This window comes from Alphaproteobacteria bacterium (assembly GCA_017302575.1).
Taxonomy (GTDB): Bacteria; Pseudomonadota; Alphaproteobacteria; order Rickettsiales; family UBA3002; genus JAFLDD01.
The window spans coordinates 1,552,274-1,569,402 of the sequence record JAFLDD010000001.1; the positions used below are offsets into that span (position 1 = coordinate 1,552,274).

16 protein-coding genes are annotated in these 17,129 nt (G+C 51.5%); 9 read left to right on the top strand and 7 right to left on the bottom strand.

Annotated elements, in window-relative coordinates:
• Window positions 1-9 precede the first annotated feature (9 nt).
• Window positions 10-378, bottom strand: a complete 369-nt coding sequence (locus J0M34_07940) for a TrbC/VirB2 family protein (protein ID MBN8544179.1) — start codon at window positions 376-378, stop codon at window positions 10-12.
• Between the two features lie 201 nt (window positions 379-579).
• Here J0M34_07940 and J0M34_07945 point away from each other — a divergent pair, with 201 nt between their 5' ends.
• Window positions 580-1,044: a RidA family protein gene (locus J0M34_07945; protein ID MBN8544180.1), complete on the top strand. Its 465-nt coding sequence runs from the start codon at window positions 580-582 to the stop codon at window positions 1,042-1,044.
• A 57-nt stretch (window positions 1,045-1,101) separates the two neighbouring features.
• Here the strand turns inward: J0M34_07945 and J0M34_07950 are convergent, their stop codons facing one another.
• The gene (locus J0M34_07950) at window positions 1,102-1,752 is read right to left on the bottom strand and encodes a CoA transferase subunit B (GenBank protein ID MBN8544181.1); all 651 of its coding nucleotides are present in this window, start codon (window positions 1,750-1,752) and stop codon (window positions 1,102-1,104) included.
• Window position 1,753: 1 nt separating this feature from the next.
• Complete coding sequence (locus tag J0M34_07955; protein MBN8544182.1) at window positions 1,754-2,458, bottom strand: CoA transferase subunit A; 705 nt, start codon at window positions 2,456-2,458, stop codon at window positions 1,754-1,756.
• A gap of 167 nt (window positions 2,459-2,625) precedes the next feature.
• Between J0M34_07955 and J0M34_07960 the strand changes: the two genes are divergently transcribed.
• Genes J0M34_07960 through J0M34_07980 form a run of 5 tightly spaced genes read left to right on the top strand, consistent with a single transcriptional unit; the run spans window position 2,626 to window position 7,861 of the window.
• Window positions 2,626-3,765: a DUF2336 domain-containing protein gene (locus J0M34_07960; protein ID MBN8544183.1), complete on the top strand. Its 1,140-nt coding sequence runs from the start codon at window positions 2,626-2,628 to the stop codon at window positions 3,763-3,765.
• Window positions 3,766-3,813: 48 nt separating this feature from the next.
• Window positions 3,814-4,959, top strand: coding sequence for a DUF2336 domain-containing protein (locus J0M34_07965; protein MBN8544184.1), 1,146 nt, complete (start codon window positions 3,814-3,816; stop codon window positions 4,957-4,959).
• On the top strand, window positions 4,956-5,738 hold the full coding sequence (locus J0M34_07970) for an NAD kinase (GenBank protein ID MBN8544185.1): 783 nt from the start codon (window positions 4,956-4,958) through the stop codon (window positions 5,736-5,738). Before J0M34_07965 ends, J0M34_07970 begins: the two co-directional genes overlap by 4 nt.
• A 12-nt stretch (window positions 5,739-5,750) precedes the next feature.
• Window positions 5,751-6,638 (top strand): DMT family transporter, encoded by an 888-nt coding sequence (locus J0M34_07975; protein MBN8544186.1) that lies wholly within the window; start codon window positions 5,751-5,753, stop codon window positions 6,636-6,638.
• Window positions 6,635-7,861: a glycosyltransferase family 4 protein gene (locus J0M34_07980; protein ID MBN8544187.1), complete on the top strand. Its 1,227-nt coding sequence runs from the start codon at window positions 6,635-6,637 to the stop codon at window positions 7,859-7,861. Before J0M34_07975 ends, J0M34_07980 begins: the two co-directional genes overlap by 4 nt.
• On the opposite strand, the gene J0M34_07985 is transcribed toward J0M34_07980, so the two are convergent.
• From J0M34_07985 to J0M34_07995, 3 genes are all read right to left on the bottom strand, one after another.
• Window positions 7,848-9,320: an HlyD family type I secretion periplasmic adaptor subunit gene (locus tag J0M34_07985; GenBank protein ID MBN8544188.1), complete on the bottom strand. Its 1,473-nt coding sequence runs from the start codon at window positions 9,318-9,320 to the stop codon at window positions 7,848-7,850. The genes J0M34_07980 and J0M34_07985 overlap by 14 nt on opposite strands.
• A complete protein-coding gene (locus J0M34_07990) occupies window positions 9,304-11,028 on the bottom strand; it encodes a type I secretion system permease/ATPase (protein MBN8544189.1) in 1,725 nt (574 codons plus the stop codon). The genes J0M34_07985 and J0M34_07990 overlap by 17 nt, the downstream gene beginning before the upstream one ends.
• 63 nt (window positions 11,029-11,091) lie before the next feature.
• The gene (locus J0M34_07995) at window positions 11,092-11,979 is read right to left on the bottom strand and encodes a DMT family transporter (protein MBN8544190.1); all 888 of its coding nucleotides are present in this window, start codon (window positions 11,977-11,979) and stop codon (window positions 11,092-11,094) included.
• A gap of 24 nt (window positions 11,980-12,003) precedes the next feature.
• On the opposite strand from J0M34_07995, the gene glnD reads away from it, so the two are divergent.
• Window positions 12,004-14,448: a [protein-PII] uridylyltransferase gene (gene glnD, locus J0M34_08000; protein ID MBN8544191.1), complete on the top strand. Its 2,445-nt coding sequence runs from the start codon at window positions 12,004-12,006 to the stop codon at window positions 14,446-14,448.
• Entirely contained in the window at window positions 14,445-15,629 is a 1,185-nt protein-coding gene (locus J0M34_08005) for a CCA tRNA nucleotidyltransferase (GenBank protein MBN8544192.1), read from the top strand. Before glnD ends, J0M34_08005 begins: the two co-directional genes overlap by 4 nt.
• A gap of 10 nt (window positions 15,630-15,639) precedes the next feature.
• Here J0M34_08005 and phoB read toward each other — a convergent pair whose 3' ends face one another.
• Window positions 15,640-16,392: a phosphate regulon transcriptional regulator PhoB gene (gene phoB / locus J0M34_08010; GenBank protein MBN8544193.1), complete on the bottom strand. Its 753-nt coding sequence runs from the start codon at window positions 16,390-16,392 to the stop codon at window positions 15,640-15,642.
• A gap of 117 nt (window positions 16,393-16,509) precedes the next feature.
• On the opposite strand from phoB, the gene J0M34_08015 reads away from it, so the two are divergent.
• Window positions 16,510-17,070, top strand: coding sequence for a septation protein A (locus tag J0M34_08015; GenBank protein ID MBN8544194.1), 561 nt, complete (start codon window positions 16,510-16,512; stop codon window positions 17,068-17,070).
• The last annotated feature ends 59 nt before the right edge of the window (window positions 17,071-17,129 follow it).

Genomic DNA, 17,129 nt, shown 5'->3' on the forward strand with positions numbered 1-17,129 from the left:
CTAAGCTAGTTAGCAGCCACCGCCGCCAGCGCCCAACTCGTTTACAATGGTTGGAGCACCGAAGATAACCGCGATACCGATACCCACGATAATCGCCATACCCCATGATACTTTACCCATCAAGGCACCGATACCGATTACGATAATCGCAAGGGTTGCGATACCGCGACCTACTGGGCCTTCAAACCAACCGGCAACGTTACACAGAACGCGACCAATGGTGCCACCACCACCACCGCCGTTACCGAGGCCGATGTTGATATTCGCACCAAAGTCTACTTCCGCCATTGCTGCTGATGGTAGCAGGAACACTGCATACGCCATCACCATGCAAATGCAGAGTGACCAGACTTGTTCACTTGTAATCACTGATTTCATAGAGACTCCCTTTTTTACACGCTATCAGACGAATCTATTTCGTAGATAGACGCCCGTTGATAAGTTCTATCAACAAATAGTTACTAAATCGTTACAATTTTATGACAATGCTAACGATCTATGGCATAGAAAGTCACCCTAGATGCAAAAGCGTCACAGCTAGGGGTTTGAATTCTAACCATTATCACATTGGAGTCTGGCATGGCCGATATTGAAGCACGTCTTAAGGAATTGGGGATTGTTCTACCGGAAGTTACCCTTCCCGCAGCAAACTATGTGCCCTGCACCATCGCAGGCGGCATGGTGTTTGTATCGGGCCAATTACCCATGCTCGATGGCAAGCCACAATTTATTGGCAAAGTGGGACGAGAGTTCACGTTAGAGCAAGGCCAAGAATGTGCCCGTATTTGTGGTCTCAATATTCTTGCGCATACGAAAAAAGTTCTGGGCGGCGATTGGGGCAAGATTAAACGCCTTGCGCGCATGGGCATTTTCGTGAACGCGCCGGATGATTATGTTGATCACCCCAAAGTGGCGAATGGCGTTTCGGATATGATGGTGAACATCTTTGGTGATGCAGGTAAGCACGCGCGTTTCGCGGTGGGCGTTTCTGGTCTACCATTTGGTGTTGCTGTTGAGGTAGACGCAACGTTCGAGCTGGCATAAGCATCATTGCGCTCAAGCGGCGCGCGCCACTTCGGCGCTCGAATAACGGTAAAAAACTTACGCAGCTTTGAGGGTGCGACCTACTTCAAAGGACGCTTCGGTTTTGCTGCGGATTTCGTCGACCGTGATGCCTGGTGCAAGCTCGCTCAGAATGAGTTTGCCTGCTTCAATATGAAACACCGCTAAATCGGTAATCACCATATCGACCACGCCAAGGCCGGTGAGGGGCAGGTTGCATGCCTTCACTAATTTGGCCGAACCGTCTTTAGCATTATGTTCCATGATAACGACGATGCGCTTCACGCCCGCCACCAAATCCATCGCGCCGCCCATGCCTTTGACCATTTTGCCTGGAACCATCCAATTCGCCAAATCGCCCGCTTCGGAAACTTGTAATGCGCCGAGCACCGACAAGTCGATATGGCCACCGCGAATCATCGCGAATGAATCAGCGCTGCTAAAATACACGCTCTCTGGCAGTTCCGAGATGGTTTGCTTGCCAGCATTAATAAGGTCGGCGTCTACGTCCGTATCGAGGGGGAATGGCCCCATACCCAACATGCCGTTCTCCGACTGCAGCGTAACCTTGATGCCTGCGGGAATATGGTTCGCCACGAGTGTGGGAATACCAATACCGAGGTTTACATAAAACCCGTCGCGCAGCTCTTTTGCGGCGCGCATTGCCATATCGTCTCTATCCCATGCCATGTTATGCTGCCTTTCTTACGGTGCGGTTCTCGATGCGTTTTTCGTAGTTCTTGCCTTGGAAAATACGCTGCACGAAAATGCCTGGAGTGTGAATATTGTCGGGGTCGAGTTCGCCGACTTCGATCAGTTCTTCAACTTCGGCAACGGTGGTGCGACCTGCCATGGCCATCATCGGGTTAAAGTTGCGTGCGGTTTTGCGGAACACCAAGTTACCGTCCTTGTCGCCTTTCCATGCTTTCACAATGGCGAGGTCGGCGGTGAGGCCTGTTTCCATCACGTATTGTTCGCCGTTAAATTCACGCACTTCTTTACCTTCCGCGACAATGGTGCCCACGCCTGTCTTGGTGAAAAAGCCTGGAATGCCCGCGCCACCAGCACGAATACGTTCGGCCAATGTGCCTTGCGGGTTAAATTCGATTTCGAGTTCGCCATTAAGGTATTGGGTCTCGAATGTCTTATTCTCACCTACATAAGAAGAGATCATTTTCTTGATTTGGCGGTCTTTCAACAGAATGCCGAGGCCAAATTCATCAATCCCGCAGTTGTTGGAGATAATGGTGAGCCCTTTAATGCCGGCATTTTTAAGCTCGGCAATGGAGTTTTCGGGAATGCCGCACAGGCCAAACCCGCCCGACATAACGGTCATATTGTCTTTTAAGAGGCCTTCTAGGGCTGTTTTTGCGTCTGTGTATACTTTATTGGCCATTTATCTCTCCCGTTTCGCGTGGTGCAGCCTAGCTTTTCGGCCACAATCGTCAAGTAAAAGCGGAGGATAAGTGCCTATTCACATTATTTTATGTATTGTTAACCCTTGCCGATTATGTTAATAATTCATTAATACATTTCGCGCTATCTTAGGGAGATTTTACGACCATGCATCCAACCAGTGAGCGTGCAGTGAATATTACGCCTGAAGATATTCAAGCCCTTATTAAAGAGCCATCTGCGGCTATGCGTGGCCGTATCGCGGATAAAATCACGACAGGGTTTAACACTGGCCTTTTCTCGGATTCTGAAAATACCCTCGCGATTGAAATTTTCCGTCTCTTGCTGCGTGATACAGAGTTGCGTGTACGCAAAGTGCTCGCTGAGCAGCTTAAAGATAATATTAATGTCCCACATGATGTGGTTTTCGCGCTCGCTAACGATGTGACCGAGGTAGCGGTGCCGATTTTGCAGCACAGCTTTGTGCTCACCGAAGAAGATCTGATCGGTATCGTGAAAGCAACGCGTGAAGTGCCCAAGCTTCAGGCGGTGGCGAAGCGTGAGTCGGTGAGTAAGGCTCTGGCGCATACCTTGATTGAGACGCATGTTCCAGAAGTGGTGAAAGAGATTGTCGCGAATCAGAGCGCGTCGCTTTCTGAAACCTCGTTGGAAACCTTGCTTGAAGAATTCTCGCGCGAAAACAGCGTGCTTGAGGAATTGGTCTATCGCGGCGGTTTGTCGCCAGCGTTTGCCGAGCGCCTATTTAGCAAAGTCTCTGACCAACTCAAAAAATCACTGACGCGCCGTTATCGTCTCAATCTCCATGTGATTGAAGAGGCGACGGAAGCAGCGCGCGAAACAGCAACACTACAATTCCTATCCCCTTGGATGAGCCAGCAGGACATCCAGAAGTTGGTGGATGGTATGTATAAAGCAAAACGTCTTACACACTCCGTGGTGATTCGCTCGCTTTGCATTGGTGACCTGCGCTTCTTTGAAACGGCCTTGGCGAAATTGGTGGGCATTCCTGTGTCGAATGCGCGCTTGCTGGTACTTGACCCAGGCCCACTAGGTTTCAAAGCGCTCTATGATTCGGCGCAGATGCCTGCAGCATTTTACCCTGCGATTAAGGTGATGCTGCGCTTGGCGCTCGATGAGACAGAGTATGGCGCCTATCGCTCGATGAACTTTGGGCAGCGTATGGTAGAGCGTATTACCAGTGGCGGCTATGATAAAGCGGTTGAGCATATGGATACGTTGCTTTCGCTGATCGGTCGTAGCATGCGTGAACAACCAACCGTTCACTAATACCCGCATTTACTTGTCAGGTGTCACGGGCTTTGCTAGGCCTAGTGCATGACTTCAGATAACGCAGCACGTGATAGTACCGGTCCGATGATTCTGACCGCGACTGATGTTGAACGTCTACTCAAGGACGATTCTGCAGAAGCGCGCTTGGATGTGCTACACAAGGTTTCTGCCGGCTACAATGATAAGAAGTTTGTTGAAAGCGAGCGCGAAGTAGCCGAGCAAATTTTCAGACTTCTCATGAAGGACGCGCATCTTAAAGTTCGTGAGAACCTCGCCTTGCGTATTCGTGAAAATCCTGAAATGCCGCGTGATATTGTCATTCACCTCGCTAATGACCATGAGCGTGTGTCGCTACCTATTCTTGAAGCGTCTAAAGTTCTATCGGATGCTGATCTTATCAACATCATTGATTCCAGCCGCGAAGTCAGCAAGCTGCTGGCCATTAGCAAGCGCCCACAAGTTTCAGGGCGGGTGAGTGATGCGTTGGTTGAAACAAACTATCCAGACGTAGTGAGCTCGCTTGTTACTAACGAAGGCGCAGACATCAACCCGCGCACCTATGATCGTATCTTGGAAGAATTTGCGCGCGAACCTGCGGTGATGGATTCGGTCATCAAACGTGCCAACCTGCCGATAGCGGTGGTAGAGAAGCTGATTAGCCATGCTACGGAAGCTGTCGCTGTTGAACTAAAGAAGAAATACAAATTAAGTGAAGAGCAAATTCGCAAAGATACAGCAGGCACGCGCGAAGATACCACGCTTAAAATGTTGGAGCAGGAAGATGATCCTGCGGCGATTCAAGCATTGGTTGCGCAGATGGCACAAGAAGGCCGCCTGACCCCTTCTATCATTATGACGGCGTTATGTCGTGGGCAGCATTATTTCTTTGTGACTGCGCTTGCTGTGTTGGCGCATATTCCAGTAACGAACGCACAAAAACTGGTGACTGATAAAGGCGGACTTGGATTCAAAGCCCTGTATGAGCGCACAGAAATGCCTGAAAGCATGTATGATGCGGTGCGTCTGTTGCTGACTGTTGTGCAGGAACTAGACGGTGGTGATGCGTTGCCAGGGTCATTGCTCTACGCAAACCGAGTCGTCGAGCGCATCTTGGCGCATGCGGGCGATCAGGAAGTTGCGAATCTGCCTTACCTCATGGCGCTCGTACGACAGAATGTAGGGCGCGTATGAACGCGGGATTACGCATTGCATGCATGGCGGATGATACGCCTAAGGCGCAGGCAGCACTTCGCGAACTTTCTGAGCAATACGAATTGCTTGATATTGCAGGCAAGCGCACCAAGCCAGATGTGATTGTTGTGCTGGGCGGCGATGGATTTATGCTGCAAGTACTGCACAAATATATGCACCGTAATATTCCCGTATATGGCATGAATTGCGGTTCCGTAGGGTTTTTGATGAATAATTATTCACCAGAAAATCTCTATGACCGCATCGCGACGGCGCGCAAGGCTATGCTGCACCCTCTCATCATGTATGCACGCACGTCGGACGGTAAAGAGCGGCAGGAACTTGCTATCAATGAAGTGTCGTTGTTCCGTGAGTCTCGCCAAGCGGCAAAAATCCGCGTGACGATTGACCATGTCGTGCGCGTGCAAGAAATGATTTGTGACGGGGTGATTGTTTCAACCCCCGCAGGTTCGACAGCGTATAATTTCTCTGCTGGCGGCCCGATCGTGCCACTCAGTGCGAATGTGCTCGCGCTTACGCCGATTGCCTCGTTCCGTCCGCGTCGTTGGAAAGGCGCGCTGCTGCCGCACAGTTCCAGCGTTACGTTCGAAATTCTCGAGCCACATAAGCGCCCTGTCAGCGCGGTAGCGGACTTTACCGAAGTGCGCGATGTGGTGAGCGTTTCGGTGTTCGAAGAGCGCAACATCTCGTTGACGATGCTGTTTGATCCCGAGCATAATCTTGAAGAACGCATTACTCTTGAACAATTCTCTTTTTAGAAAGCTAGCTCCATGAATCAGAAACGTGAAACGTCGATAGCCATTTTTTTGTTTTTATTGGTGCTGCTGGGCAATTCGGTCATTTTCTCGATCGTGCCGTATATCTCGATTCCTAGCTATGGCTTTGGCTATCATGGTTTCATGATTCTGATGGTCTATAGCATTGTTGCGCTTTTGTGCATGGCGCCGTGGGCACTCAAACAAGGCCGTAAGGGGCTTGCCACAACGCGCATCAAAGGGCACGGGCTGCGTGCGGTGTTAGAATATGGCGCCTATTCGCTTACGCTGATTTCGTTGAGCTACTTAGGCGATGTGTTCACCTTACCAATGCACACGGCGCTGAATTTCATTACGCCGCTTCTTGCTACGGTGGTGACGATTCTGGTGCTGAAAGAAAAGGGCCATGTTCATACATGGGTTGCATTATTCATCGGTATTGTTGGGGTGTTGATCATCACGCGTCCGGGGATGATTCCTGCGAATGCTGGCGTGCTCTATGTGCTTGGTGCGGCGCTGGGCTTCTCGTTCTGCGGGGTGGTCATCAAGCTGCTTTCCAGCACCGAGTCACCTAAGCATATCGCGTTTTACATGTTGTTGCTGACAAGCATCTTCTCGATCCCCATGGGAATTTATCACTGGCAAACTCCTTCATTGGAAGGCTGGGGCTGGCTGATTGCGATTGGCGTGCTGAGCTATGCAGTACAAATTCTGGTAGGCATGGCGATTTCCAAAGTGCCATACATGGTGATTATTCCGCTCAACTTCGTGATGCTCGTATTCACTACGATTCTTTCCTACTTCGTGTTCCACAAATTGATCGATGGATGGACGTTAGCAGGCGCAGTCATTATTCTTGCCGGCACCATTTACAACACATGGAAAAGCACGCGTAGCGCATGAAGATACTCTTTCTCCACCCCAATATGCCTGGCCAGTATAAACATCTGGCGCGACATTATGGTGCGAGTGGCGAGCATGAGGTCGTTTTCATTACCAAGCATAAGACGGCCGAGATACCTGGCGTTAAGCGTATTACGTACGGTATCACTCGCAAGCCTACACAAGGTATCCATCGTTATTTGGCGCGCGCCGAGCATGCGGTGATTCAGGGTCAGCATGTTTGGCGTGTGTGCAAACAACTAAAGGACGAGGGGTTCACTCCCGATATTGTCATTGGCCACCCTGGGTGGGGCGACGCGCTGTTTATCAAAGAGATTTTTCCTTCAACCCCATTGCTGAGTTTCTTCGAGTTTTACTATCGCGCACATGGTGCGGATGTGGGTTTTGACCCAAGTTACCCCGTGAATGAAGACGATTTAGCGCGTATTCGCATGAAGAATATCGTCAATCAGGTGAGTTTAGAAATCAGCGATGCAGGTGTATCGCCAACACAGTGGCAGTGGAGTTTGCATCCGAAAGAGTTTCAGCCAAAAATCCATGTGCTGCATGACGGTATTGATACGGATATCTGCGTGCCGAACCCAACGGCCATTTTCCGCACACCGAGCGGTAAAGAGTTCAAGCGCGGAGATGAAGTTGTCACCTACATTGCAAGGAATTTTGAGCCGTATCGCGGGTTTCCTACCTTCATGAAGGCGGCAGAAATTTTACTACGCGAGCGGCCTAATCTTCATATTATTGCAATCGGCGCAGATGGTGTGAGCTACGGCCAGCGCGCAAGCGAAGGTAAAAGCTACCGCGAAATTTGGAGCGAGCAAGTATCGCTTGATGCAACGCGTATTCACTGGTGTGGCACAGTGCCATATGAGCAGCTACTTAAAGCATTCAATGTATCGGCGGCGCATATATACCTAACCTACCCATTTGTGCTGAGCTGGTCGATGATGGAGGCAATGAGCTGTGGCGTGCCGCTTGTGGCGTCTGACACGGCGCCGGTGCGCGAAGTAGTGCAGCATGAACAGCAAGGTTTGCTGGTTGATTTCTTCTCGCCTGAGCAGCTCGCTGCTTCATGCATTCGCTTATTGGACGATAAACCGTTGGCTGAGCGGTTGCGTCGGTCAGCCCGCGAAACCATTGTGCAGCACTATGCGCTTAAAGATTTGCTGCCGAAGCATGTGGCATTGGTAGATCAGGTGGTGGCAAGGGGCCCTATTGCTCTCTGAAGGCTCTGCCGAATGAATCACGAATGGGGTGAATGAGGTACGACAGCATCGTGCGGTAGCCCGTTACGATGAGTGCCTCAGCAGGCATACCTGGCGTAAGTTTCACACCCTCAAGTCTTTGCATTTCTTCTTCAGGAATTTCGATGCGGGCAAGGAAGTATGACATGCCTGTGTTCGCGTCATCAAACCGGTCGGCGGAGACGGTGACCACCGTGCCCTCAACGGGCGGTACGTAGCGCGCAGAGTAAGCGCTGAGGCGCACGCGCGCAGGTAAACCATCATGCACCACGTCGATATCCTGCGGGTTGATACGCGCCTCGACGGTGAGTTTTTCGTTGCTTGGTACAATCGTCATAATCGTATCACCTGGCCTAATCACACCGCCGATTGTATTGGATTTTAGGGCAGTCACACGCCCGTCAATTGGTGCTTTGATTTCGATGCGGCGCACCACATCGTCGGAGGCGCTGGTTTGTTCGGTAAGATCGGAAAGTCTGAGCTGCACTTCCTTCAGCTCGGCTAACACCTGATTCAAGAACTCGGTGCGTTGATTGAGGATGGTGATTTTTGCTTCATTGATGGTTTGGTTGGCGCGCGATACCATTGCCTGAGCCTGTCCACGCTGACCCTGCAATTCTGCAGCTTGGCGTTCGAGCGCGAGTAGGCGTGGCTTCACCGCATTGCCTTTGCTGAGCAATTGGCGGACTACGTCAATTTCCTGATTGAGCAACTCAAGCTGGCGATTCGCAGAGCTGATTTGCTGACGATAGCCGCCAATTTCTTCTTCGCTCTGGCGAGCTTTTTGATTCAGCACATCGACTTGCCCTTGCAAGGTTTCCTTGCGGGTCTGGAACAAGCGGCGCTGCGAATCAAGGTTTTTGGCTACTTCAGTGTCCGTCGCTTCTTCTTTCACGAGGTCGGGCGGGAAGGTGATGCTCTCAGCTTTGTCGCGCTCCGCAAGCAGGCGTGCTTCGGTAGCTTTGGCGGAAATATACTGGCCACGCAGTAAGCCTTGGCGCGCGGCGGCATTGGTATTATCAAGCCGTACGAGCACGGCGTCTTTCTTCACAGCTTGGCCTTCTTTCACCAAGATCTCTTTGACGATGCCGCCCTCTAGGTGCTGGATTTCTTTGCGGTTACTATCCACAATCACGCGTCCTGCAGCGATTGCACCAGTAGCGAGAGGCCAGAGGCTCATCCATACGCCAATCACGCCGAAGAGAATCACCATTAACCACATACCGCGCACGATGGTTGGCCGCGCCATACCTTCAGGTGAATCTTTGAGGGCAGGGTTATAGGGCACTAACCAATGCGACATTTGGTCGATCTTGGCGTTAGCGTCTTGCAGACGTTCGACCAGTTTGCGGTTGCCGCCTTTGCCTACCGCCACTTGCTTTCTTGATTTATCGGGCGATTCGCCACGCGAAAAATGCTGCACTTTAGGAGGACGCGCCATCTGAACCTCCTTGCGCAGTTTGTAGCTTCTGGCGACCCGCCGCCGTGTAACGCGCCATGACTTCGTCGCGCACCCCAAAGGCTTCGACCGTGCCATTGCGCACCATCAGAATTTTATCGACGGTTTGTAGAATCGACGGACGATGTGCCACCACAACGGTAGTGATGCGCGCTTGCTTGAGAAGCTGTATCGTTTGCATCAGGGCACGCTCTCCGTCGCCATCAAGGTTGCTATTAGGTTCGTCCAGCACGACAAGGCGCACATTGCCATACAGTGCACGGGCGAGGCCAATACGTTGTTTCTGCCCAGGCGAAAGCGATGCCTGACCCGTTACATATTTGGTGTCGTAGGCTTCAGGTAGTCCCAAAATCATCTCATGCACGCCTGCCTTTTGTGCGGCTAGCACAACGGCAGCGTCATCCATGTTTTCGTGCATCCGCGCGATGTTCTCTTTGATGGTTCCAGGGAACAGCTCAACGGTTTGTGGCAAGTAGCCAACGTGCTGGCCGAAATCAGCGCGTGCCCAGTGATACACGTCTGCCCCGTCGAGGCGCACGTTGCCATGGGTGGGCGGATAGATACCAACCAGACATTTTGCCAGCGTGGATTTCCCTGCTGCCGAAGGCCCAATAATGCCAAGGCTTTCGCCTGGCTGAAGTGCGAAACTCATCCCGCGCAGGATGGGCGTAGTGCGCCCTGCCGTGTAATATAATCCTTCGATGCTGAGCGTGCCTTGTGGTGTTGGCAGTGCAGTATCGCCCCGCTTGCCTGGCGCATACCGCAGCAAGTGTTGAATGCGGCCATAGGCGTCACGCGCATTCGTCATTTGTTTCCACACCATGATAATGCCTTCAAACGGTGCCATTGCGCGTGCTACCAGAATGGAGGCGGCGACGAGTCCACCCATCGACATTTGTTGTTCAAGCGCCAACACCGCACCAACTGCGATGACGACTAATTGCAAGATCATGCGCAACGAACGACTGAGACCTTGCACAATCGCGCTGCGTTGCTGGGCGTGCTCTTGCTCCTCTAGGCCTTTGGCATTGTGTTGTTGCCAGCGCTTCAGCACAGGTTCCATCATGCCCATGGCTTGAATGGTCTGGGCTTGTTGGCCGAGCATGTCGGCATGAATCATAGATTCTGTTTGGTGAATATTAGCGCGCATCAAGGGTTTGCGTGTGCTGTATTCATTGACCAGCGCGAAGATACACATCAGCGCGATACCAATTAGCGTAATGAATCCGAGAATCGGATTAATCATGTAAATCACCAACACGAATATTGCCGAGAAGGGGATATCCATGAGTGTGGGGCTGCTACCAGCGATGAAGTTTTTCACTGTCGCCAGCTCGCGTAATGGCTGTGCGGTGGAATTAATCGGCGTTTCCGACGCTGCGCCAATCGATACCTCTAATAATTTTGGTGTAATGCGGTGCTCCAGCCACTCTACAATCCGTGCAATTACGCCCGAGCGCACGGCGTGAAGTGCGCCATAAAACGCATAACCAATTAGTACGACGATGCTCAACCCAATCAACGTATCCATCGAGCGGCTGGTCATCACTCGGTCAAATACCTGCAAGGAATAAATCGGCATCAGTAGCGAAAGCAGGTTGATGGCAAAGGAGAATAAGAACGCATAGACCATGGCGCGGCGCATAGAAAGCAGCGCGATGTTGAGTGCGGTAGGGGTTTCTTGAGTCATGGGCGCAGTTTCGACTGCTTCGCGGGCGAGGTCAAGTATTAGCAATGCTTCACGGGTAAAACCCTATGCGATGGTATCATTTGCGGATTTCGCGTCACGGCGCGCATTCATTAGGGCGCTGGTAACGATGATAGCGGCGCCTACCCACGTATAGATGTCGCTGCTTTCCCCAAAAGCAATATAGGCCAGAATCGAGGTGAAAATTAACCGCGAGAAGTCATAGGGGGTCAGGGTCACTATGTCGGCCAGGCTGTAAGCCTTCGCCAAGGACCATTGGGCAACAAAGGCAAAACACGCGATGATGACGAGATAAAACCATACAGTTAGGCTGGGCCATTGCCAGTAATAAAGGGCGGGCGGCAGAGACCAGATGGACATGAACAGCACCATAAAGAACACAATACGCAGGGGCGATTCTGTATCAGTAAGGGATTTTATAAGCATGCCCGCAATCGCCCACATGGATGTGGTGAAGAGCACAATGAGCGAGAGGAGCGAAAACTCATCACCTGCGGGCCTTAAAATGATGAGAACCCCCGAAAATCCTAGCGCCATCGCCAGCCAGCGCCATGTGTCGGCCTTTTCTTTGAGGAACAGTACGGCAAAAATCGTGCTAAAAATGGGCGCGGTAAAGCTTAGTGCGGTGGCATGGGTAAGCGGCAAGGTGGCTATGCAGTAAAACCAGCTTTGCATGCCGACAATACCAATCGTAGCGCGCCAGAAATGGGAGCTTAGGCGCTTGGTGCGCACCAGCTTGAAATTGTCTTTGATAACCCAAGGAATAAAGACAATCATGGTGATAAGATTGCGCAAAAACACCAGCATGGTCGTATGGATGGTTTCCGAGCCCAAACGAATAAATACATTCATGAGCGAGAAACTAGCGCAGGATGTAATCATCAGTGCTGCAGCAAAGAGATAGGGATGGGTACGAAAAAAGTTGGAGCGCATACGGGTTTCAAGTAAGTTCGCGCCATGAGCGACGCTACTATCACTTCTTACCTATCTGCACGCACGACTGCCTGCCAGTCTTTTTTAGCGGATAACGACATCCATGCACTATGGCATTCGCTTAGCACGGCCATGGATGGCCTGATTGGCGCACTCTATGCCACGGCGAAGCCCAAGGGCATGAGCATTATGGCGGTGGGTGGCTATGGTCGTAGCGAGTTACTACCGTTTTCCGATGTGGACGTCATTATTCTGACCGATGCACCTGTGCGCGACGCGGATCAGATCATTCAGTGGTTATACCCTTTGTGGAACCTTGGTTTGCAGCTTTCGCATGCGGTCTATACGGTGGAGCAGGCGGTAGAAGCGGCGCGTCAAGACCACACGATTTGCGCAAGTTTGATGGATTTGCGTTTGGTAGTGGGGGAGCGAAAGTTGGCCACGGCGCTGAAGCGTTCTCTTAAAGATATTGTCGGCAGTAATATGCTGCAATTCGTTGAAGCCAAACTGAGTGAGCGCGATGCACGCCATGCCAAATACGGTGACTCACGCTTCATGCTGGAACCTCACGTGAAAGAAGGTAAGGGCGGCTTACGAGACGTACATACGTTGCAGTGGTTGGTGCGCTATTGTTACCCCGTGGCGCGCCCTAAAGACGCCGTGAAGCTAGGGCTGCTTAGCGCTAAAGATTGGGACATGTTCGAAGCGGCGACATTGTTCTTTTCAAGGGTGCGCGCACATTTGCACTTAGCGCGTGGGCGGGCGGATGAGCGTCTTAGTTTCGATATGCAAATACATATCGCACAAGCACTGGGTTTTGTAGGGGAAACCCCGCAGCAAAAAGCCGAAGCGTTTATGTTCCGCTATTTTGATTACACGCGTGAGGTTGGTGCGTTAACCCGTGCTTTATGTGCGCTGCTCGAAGAAGAAAAGAAGCGCAAACCAACCTTGGCGATTGGTGCACAACTACGCCATGGTGAAGTGATTGATGGATTTGCCCTTGAAACGGGACGGCTGAACTTTCACCCTGAGCAATCCTTGACGCATGCACCAGCGCTGGCGATTCGTTTGTTTGCCGTTGCTCAACGTGAAGGGCTGGACGTTCACCCGCAAGCATTGATTGCCCTGCATACGTCTCTGCCCATGTTGCAACAGCATTTGCCGAATGATGCAGCATCTTCTGCAGCATTTTTAGAAATTCTGCTCTCCAGCAAAGGTCCTGAAGTCACCTTGCGCAAAATGAATGAGGCGGGCGTGCTTGGTGCGCTGATTCCTGAGTTCACGGGTATTGTTGGCCAGATGCAGTATGACGGTTACCACACTTACACGGTGGATGAGCATACGATTGTTGCTGTAGGTAATCTGTTCACCATTGAATCTGGCGCACTTAAAGATGAATTGCCGCTTTCGACGCGTGTGGCCAAAGAAATCGTCGAGCGCCGCGCGCTTTATATCGGCATGTTATGTCACGACATCGCCAAAGGTATGGGTGGTGGGCACAACATAAAAGGTGAGGCCATGGTTGTGGCACTCGCCCAGCGACTGGGCTTGCGCGCAGATGAGGCAGAGCTTGCCGCATGGTTGGTGCGTCACCATTTATTGCTCAGCGAAATGGCCTTTAAGCGCGATCTGGATGATCCGCAGACCATTCAAGCGTTGGTGAATATCATTCAGTCGCCTGAGCGTTTGCGCCTCTTGCTGCTGGTGACGGTAGCGGATATTCGCGCCGTCGGCCCAACGATATATAATGGCTGGAAAGGCGAATTGTTGCGCCGTGTCTATGAGCGTTGCATTCGGGCGATGGGGGTAAGCCTGACGTCGCTGAGCAGTCAGGATACGGGCACGCAGCACGAAGCCATGATTGCTGCATTTAATGGCACACCACATTTAGAAGTGACCACCGATACTTTCCGCGACATTACGCTGGTGACCTGTTGTGTCGCCTATCAGAAAAATGCTTTTCGAGTATTGGCGGGCGTGATGGCACTGATGGGCGCGAGTATTGTTTCAGCGAAAATACACGCCATTAAAGCAGGCGTACTGCTTGCTGAATTTGGCATTCAAGATATGCAAAGCCACGCTTTCACAGAAGCGGAACGCTTAGAGCGCTTGCCTGAGCTGGTAGTGCAGGCGCTACAAGGTACGCTGGATTTTGCCACCGAACTACCGCGCCGAAGCGTGGTGCGTACAGGGCGTAAGATTAGCGTAACGGCCGCCGTCTATATGGATGATAATGTCAGCCACGATGCAACGATTCTGGAGGTGAATGCACAAGACAGGCTGGGCCTTTTGTATGACATTCTGGGTGCATTGGAAGAGGAACAGCTTCAAATTGTCACGGCGCATATTGCAACGTATGGCCAAAAAGCGGTGGATGTGTTTTATATCAAGGATGCCTATGGGTTAAAGCTCGATCACCCCGCCAAGAAAACGCAGGTGGTGGAGCATATCATGAGTGTGGTTGCATGAAATGGTTTGAAGAGCCTGGACTTGCTAAGCTGACTGCTGCGATAGAGGCGTCGGGCGGCTCGCTGCGTCTGGTGGGTGGGTGCGTGCGCGACTATGTCATGGGGCGTAGTGCAAAGGAGCTTGATGCAGCAACTACGCTTACTCCAGACGTTATGAGCAAGGTAGCACAGGCTGCTGGGTTTAAGGTCATTCCTACTGGTATTGATCACGGCACGGTGACGATCGTGCTGCCCGAACGTACGCTTGAAGTCACCACCTTGCGTAAAGACACAGCCTGTGATGGTCGCCATGCAGAGGTTGCCTATACGAATAGTTGGGAAGAAGATGCCGCGCGTCGTGATTTCACCATCAATGCGTTGTACATGGACAAGCAGGGCACGATTTATGATTACCATCATGGTAAACAGGATATTGCTACACACAGTGTACGATTCATTGGTGATGCGAGTCAGCGCATCGAAGAAGATGGTTTGCGCATCTTACGCTTCTATCGTTTTCTAGCAACGCATGGCAAAGCCTCTGTTGATGCTGATGCACAAGAAGCCTGTATCGCTAAGCGTGCTATGCTTGCGGCACTTTCAGGCGAACGAATTGCACAAGAGATGCGTAAACTACTTACGGCGGCCAATCCGCTCTATAGCTTGGAGCAGATGCATGCTGCAGAAATTGATACGCTGGTAACCCATGCTTCATTCCAGCTTGCCTCCATGCCGTTGTTGATGGCGTGTGAGCAGCGCGAACATCTCGCACCTGATTGGGCTGTGCGCTTGCTTGCCATCATCGATGTGTCGAGCGCCCAGCGCGTGACGGAGTATGTAAGTGCGCGATGGAAACTCAGCAATAAGGACGCCGATGCGCTTAGGTTGCTTGCAGCATCTATCTTGCTTAGTGATGAGGACGCGCCGATAGCGCATAAGCGTTACCTGCGGGTACATGGCCGCGCGGCGTATATTCGATTGCTCATGCTATCAGCAGCACATGGGTTGCTGAGCCGTCTTGACCCTTGGCTTACGCTGGCGAATACGTGGGTTGTTCCTGAATTTCCCGTGACTTCCAAAGCGCTGATGGATTTGGGCTATCAGGGTAAAGCGTTGGGCGATGCGCTGAGGCAGTTGGAGCAAGCTTGGGAAGCAAGTGAGTATATGCTTGACGCTGAGGCTTTACTAAAAACGATCGCCTGACGGGCTACGTCTATTCTTCGGCTTCTTCGTTATCAGGGTTAACGTAGTTCACGCCGCCTGGATTTTCCTCAAGCGCATAGCCTGCTGAGCGGACCGTGCGGATCAAATCAGGCTGTTTGCCATCATAATTGAGGGCTTTACGCAGACGGCGAATATGTACGTCTACGGTGCGAAGTTCGACGTAAATATCATGACCCCATACGCTATCGAGCAATTGCTCGCGCGCGAATACGCGGCCTGGGTGCTCCATTAAATGTCTGAGCAGGCCGAATTCGGTCGGTGATAAATGCACGTCTTTACCGTCACGGGTCACCTTGTGCGAGGAGAGGTCCATGATGATTTGTGAGAATTCGAGTATTTTTTCGCTCAGTGATGGGCGGATGCGGCGAAATACTGCGTTGATGCGCGCAATCAGCTCTGGTGGCGAGAAAGGTTTTACCATGTAGTCGTCGGCACCTGAATCGAGGCCGCGAATACGGTCGCCTTCTTCACCGCGCGCAGAAAGCATGATGATAGGCGTATTTTTAACGTCCTGATTCCAGCGAATATGTTTACAAACCTCAACACCTGTCATGCCTGGAAGCATCCAGTCGAGAACGATGATGTCGGGCTTATGTTCTTTTACCAAGGTCACAGCCTCTTCGCCGTCGCCGGTGGAGATGACTTGGAATCCCTCTTTTTCGAGGTTGTAGCGTAGCAGGGTGACAATCGCCACCTCGTCTTCAACGATGAGTACTTTGGTTTTATTCGTTGCGTTCGCCATAACACCCCTTTTTATTTTGCCTGCCGAGCCTAATTCTTCTTGCTGACACGTCAATGAATTTTGCGTATCGTGAGGAGGTTATAGCCCGAAAACCTTAAACATTGGTTAATCCGCCACATGCCCGCACGTTCACTGACCGCTAGCCAGCGCTTTATCCTTGATTTGGGGCCGCTCGCGGTTTTCTTCATTGGCTATCGCTTCGGGGATCTGATGCTGGCGACAGCATCGCTGATTTTCGCTACGTTACTGAGTCTTGCGATTACCTATCTGGTAGAAAAACGCGTGGCCCTTGCACCGCTTGTTTCAGGATCGATGGTGGCGGTGTTTGGTGGTCTGACCTTGCTGCTCAATGACCCGCTTTTCATTAAAATGAAACCCACACTGGTGAATTGCCTCTTCGCGCTGGTATTATTAGTGGGCGCTTATGGGTTCAAGCGCGGGCTGCTCAAATACCTGCTTGAAATGGCATTTAGCATTACCGACGAAGGTTGGCGCGTATTGTCGGCGCGGTGGGGTTTTTTCTTTCTATTTTTGGCGCTTCTCAACGAAATGATCTGGCGAAATTTCAGCACGGATTTTTGGGTGAGCTTCAAAGTATTTGGAATGTTCACTATCACCATTCTCTTCGCTGCGAGCCAGTATAAGTTGGTGCAGCGTTATGCTGTAAAGGCCGAATAGCCCTGTATTTGACCGGTAAAAACGCCGATTTTTGTCTCGTCAAGCCCCTCCCAAGTTAC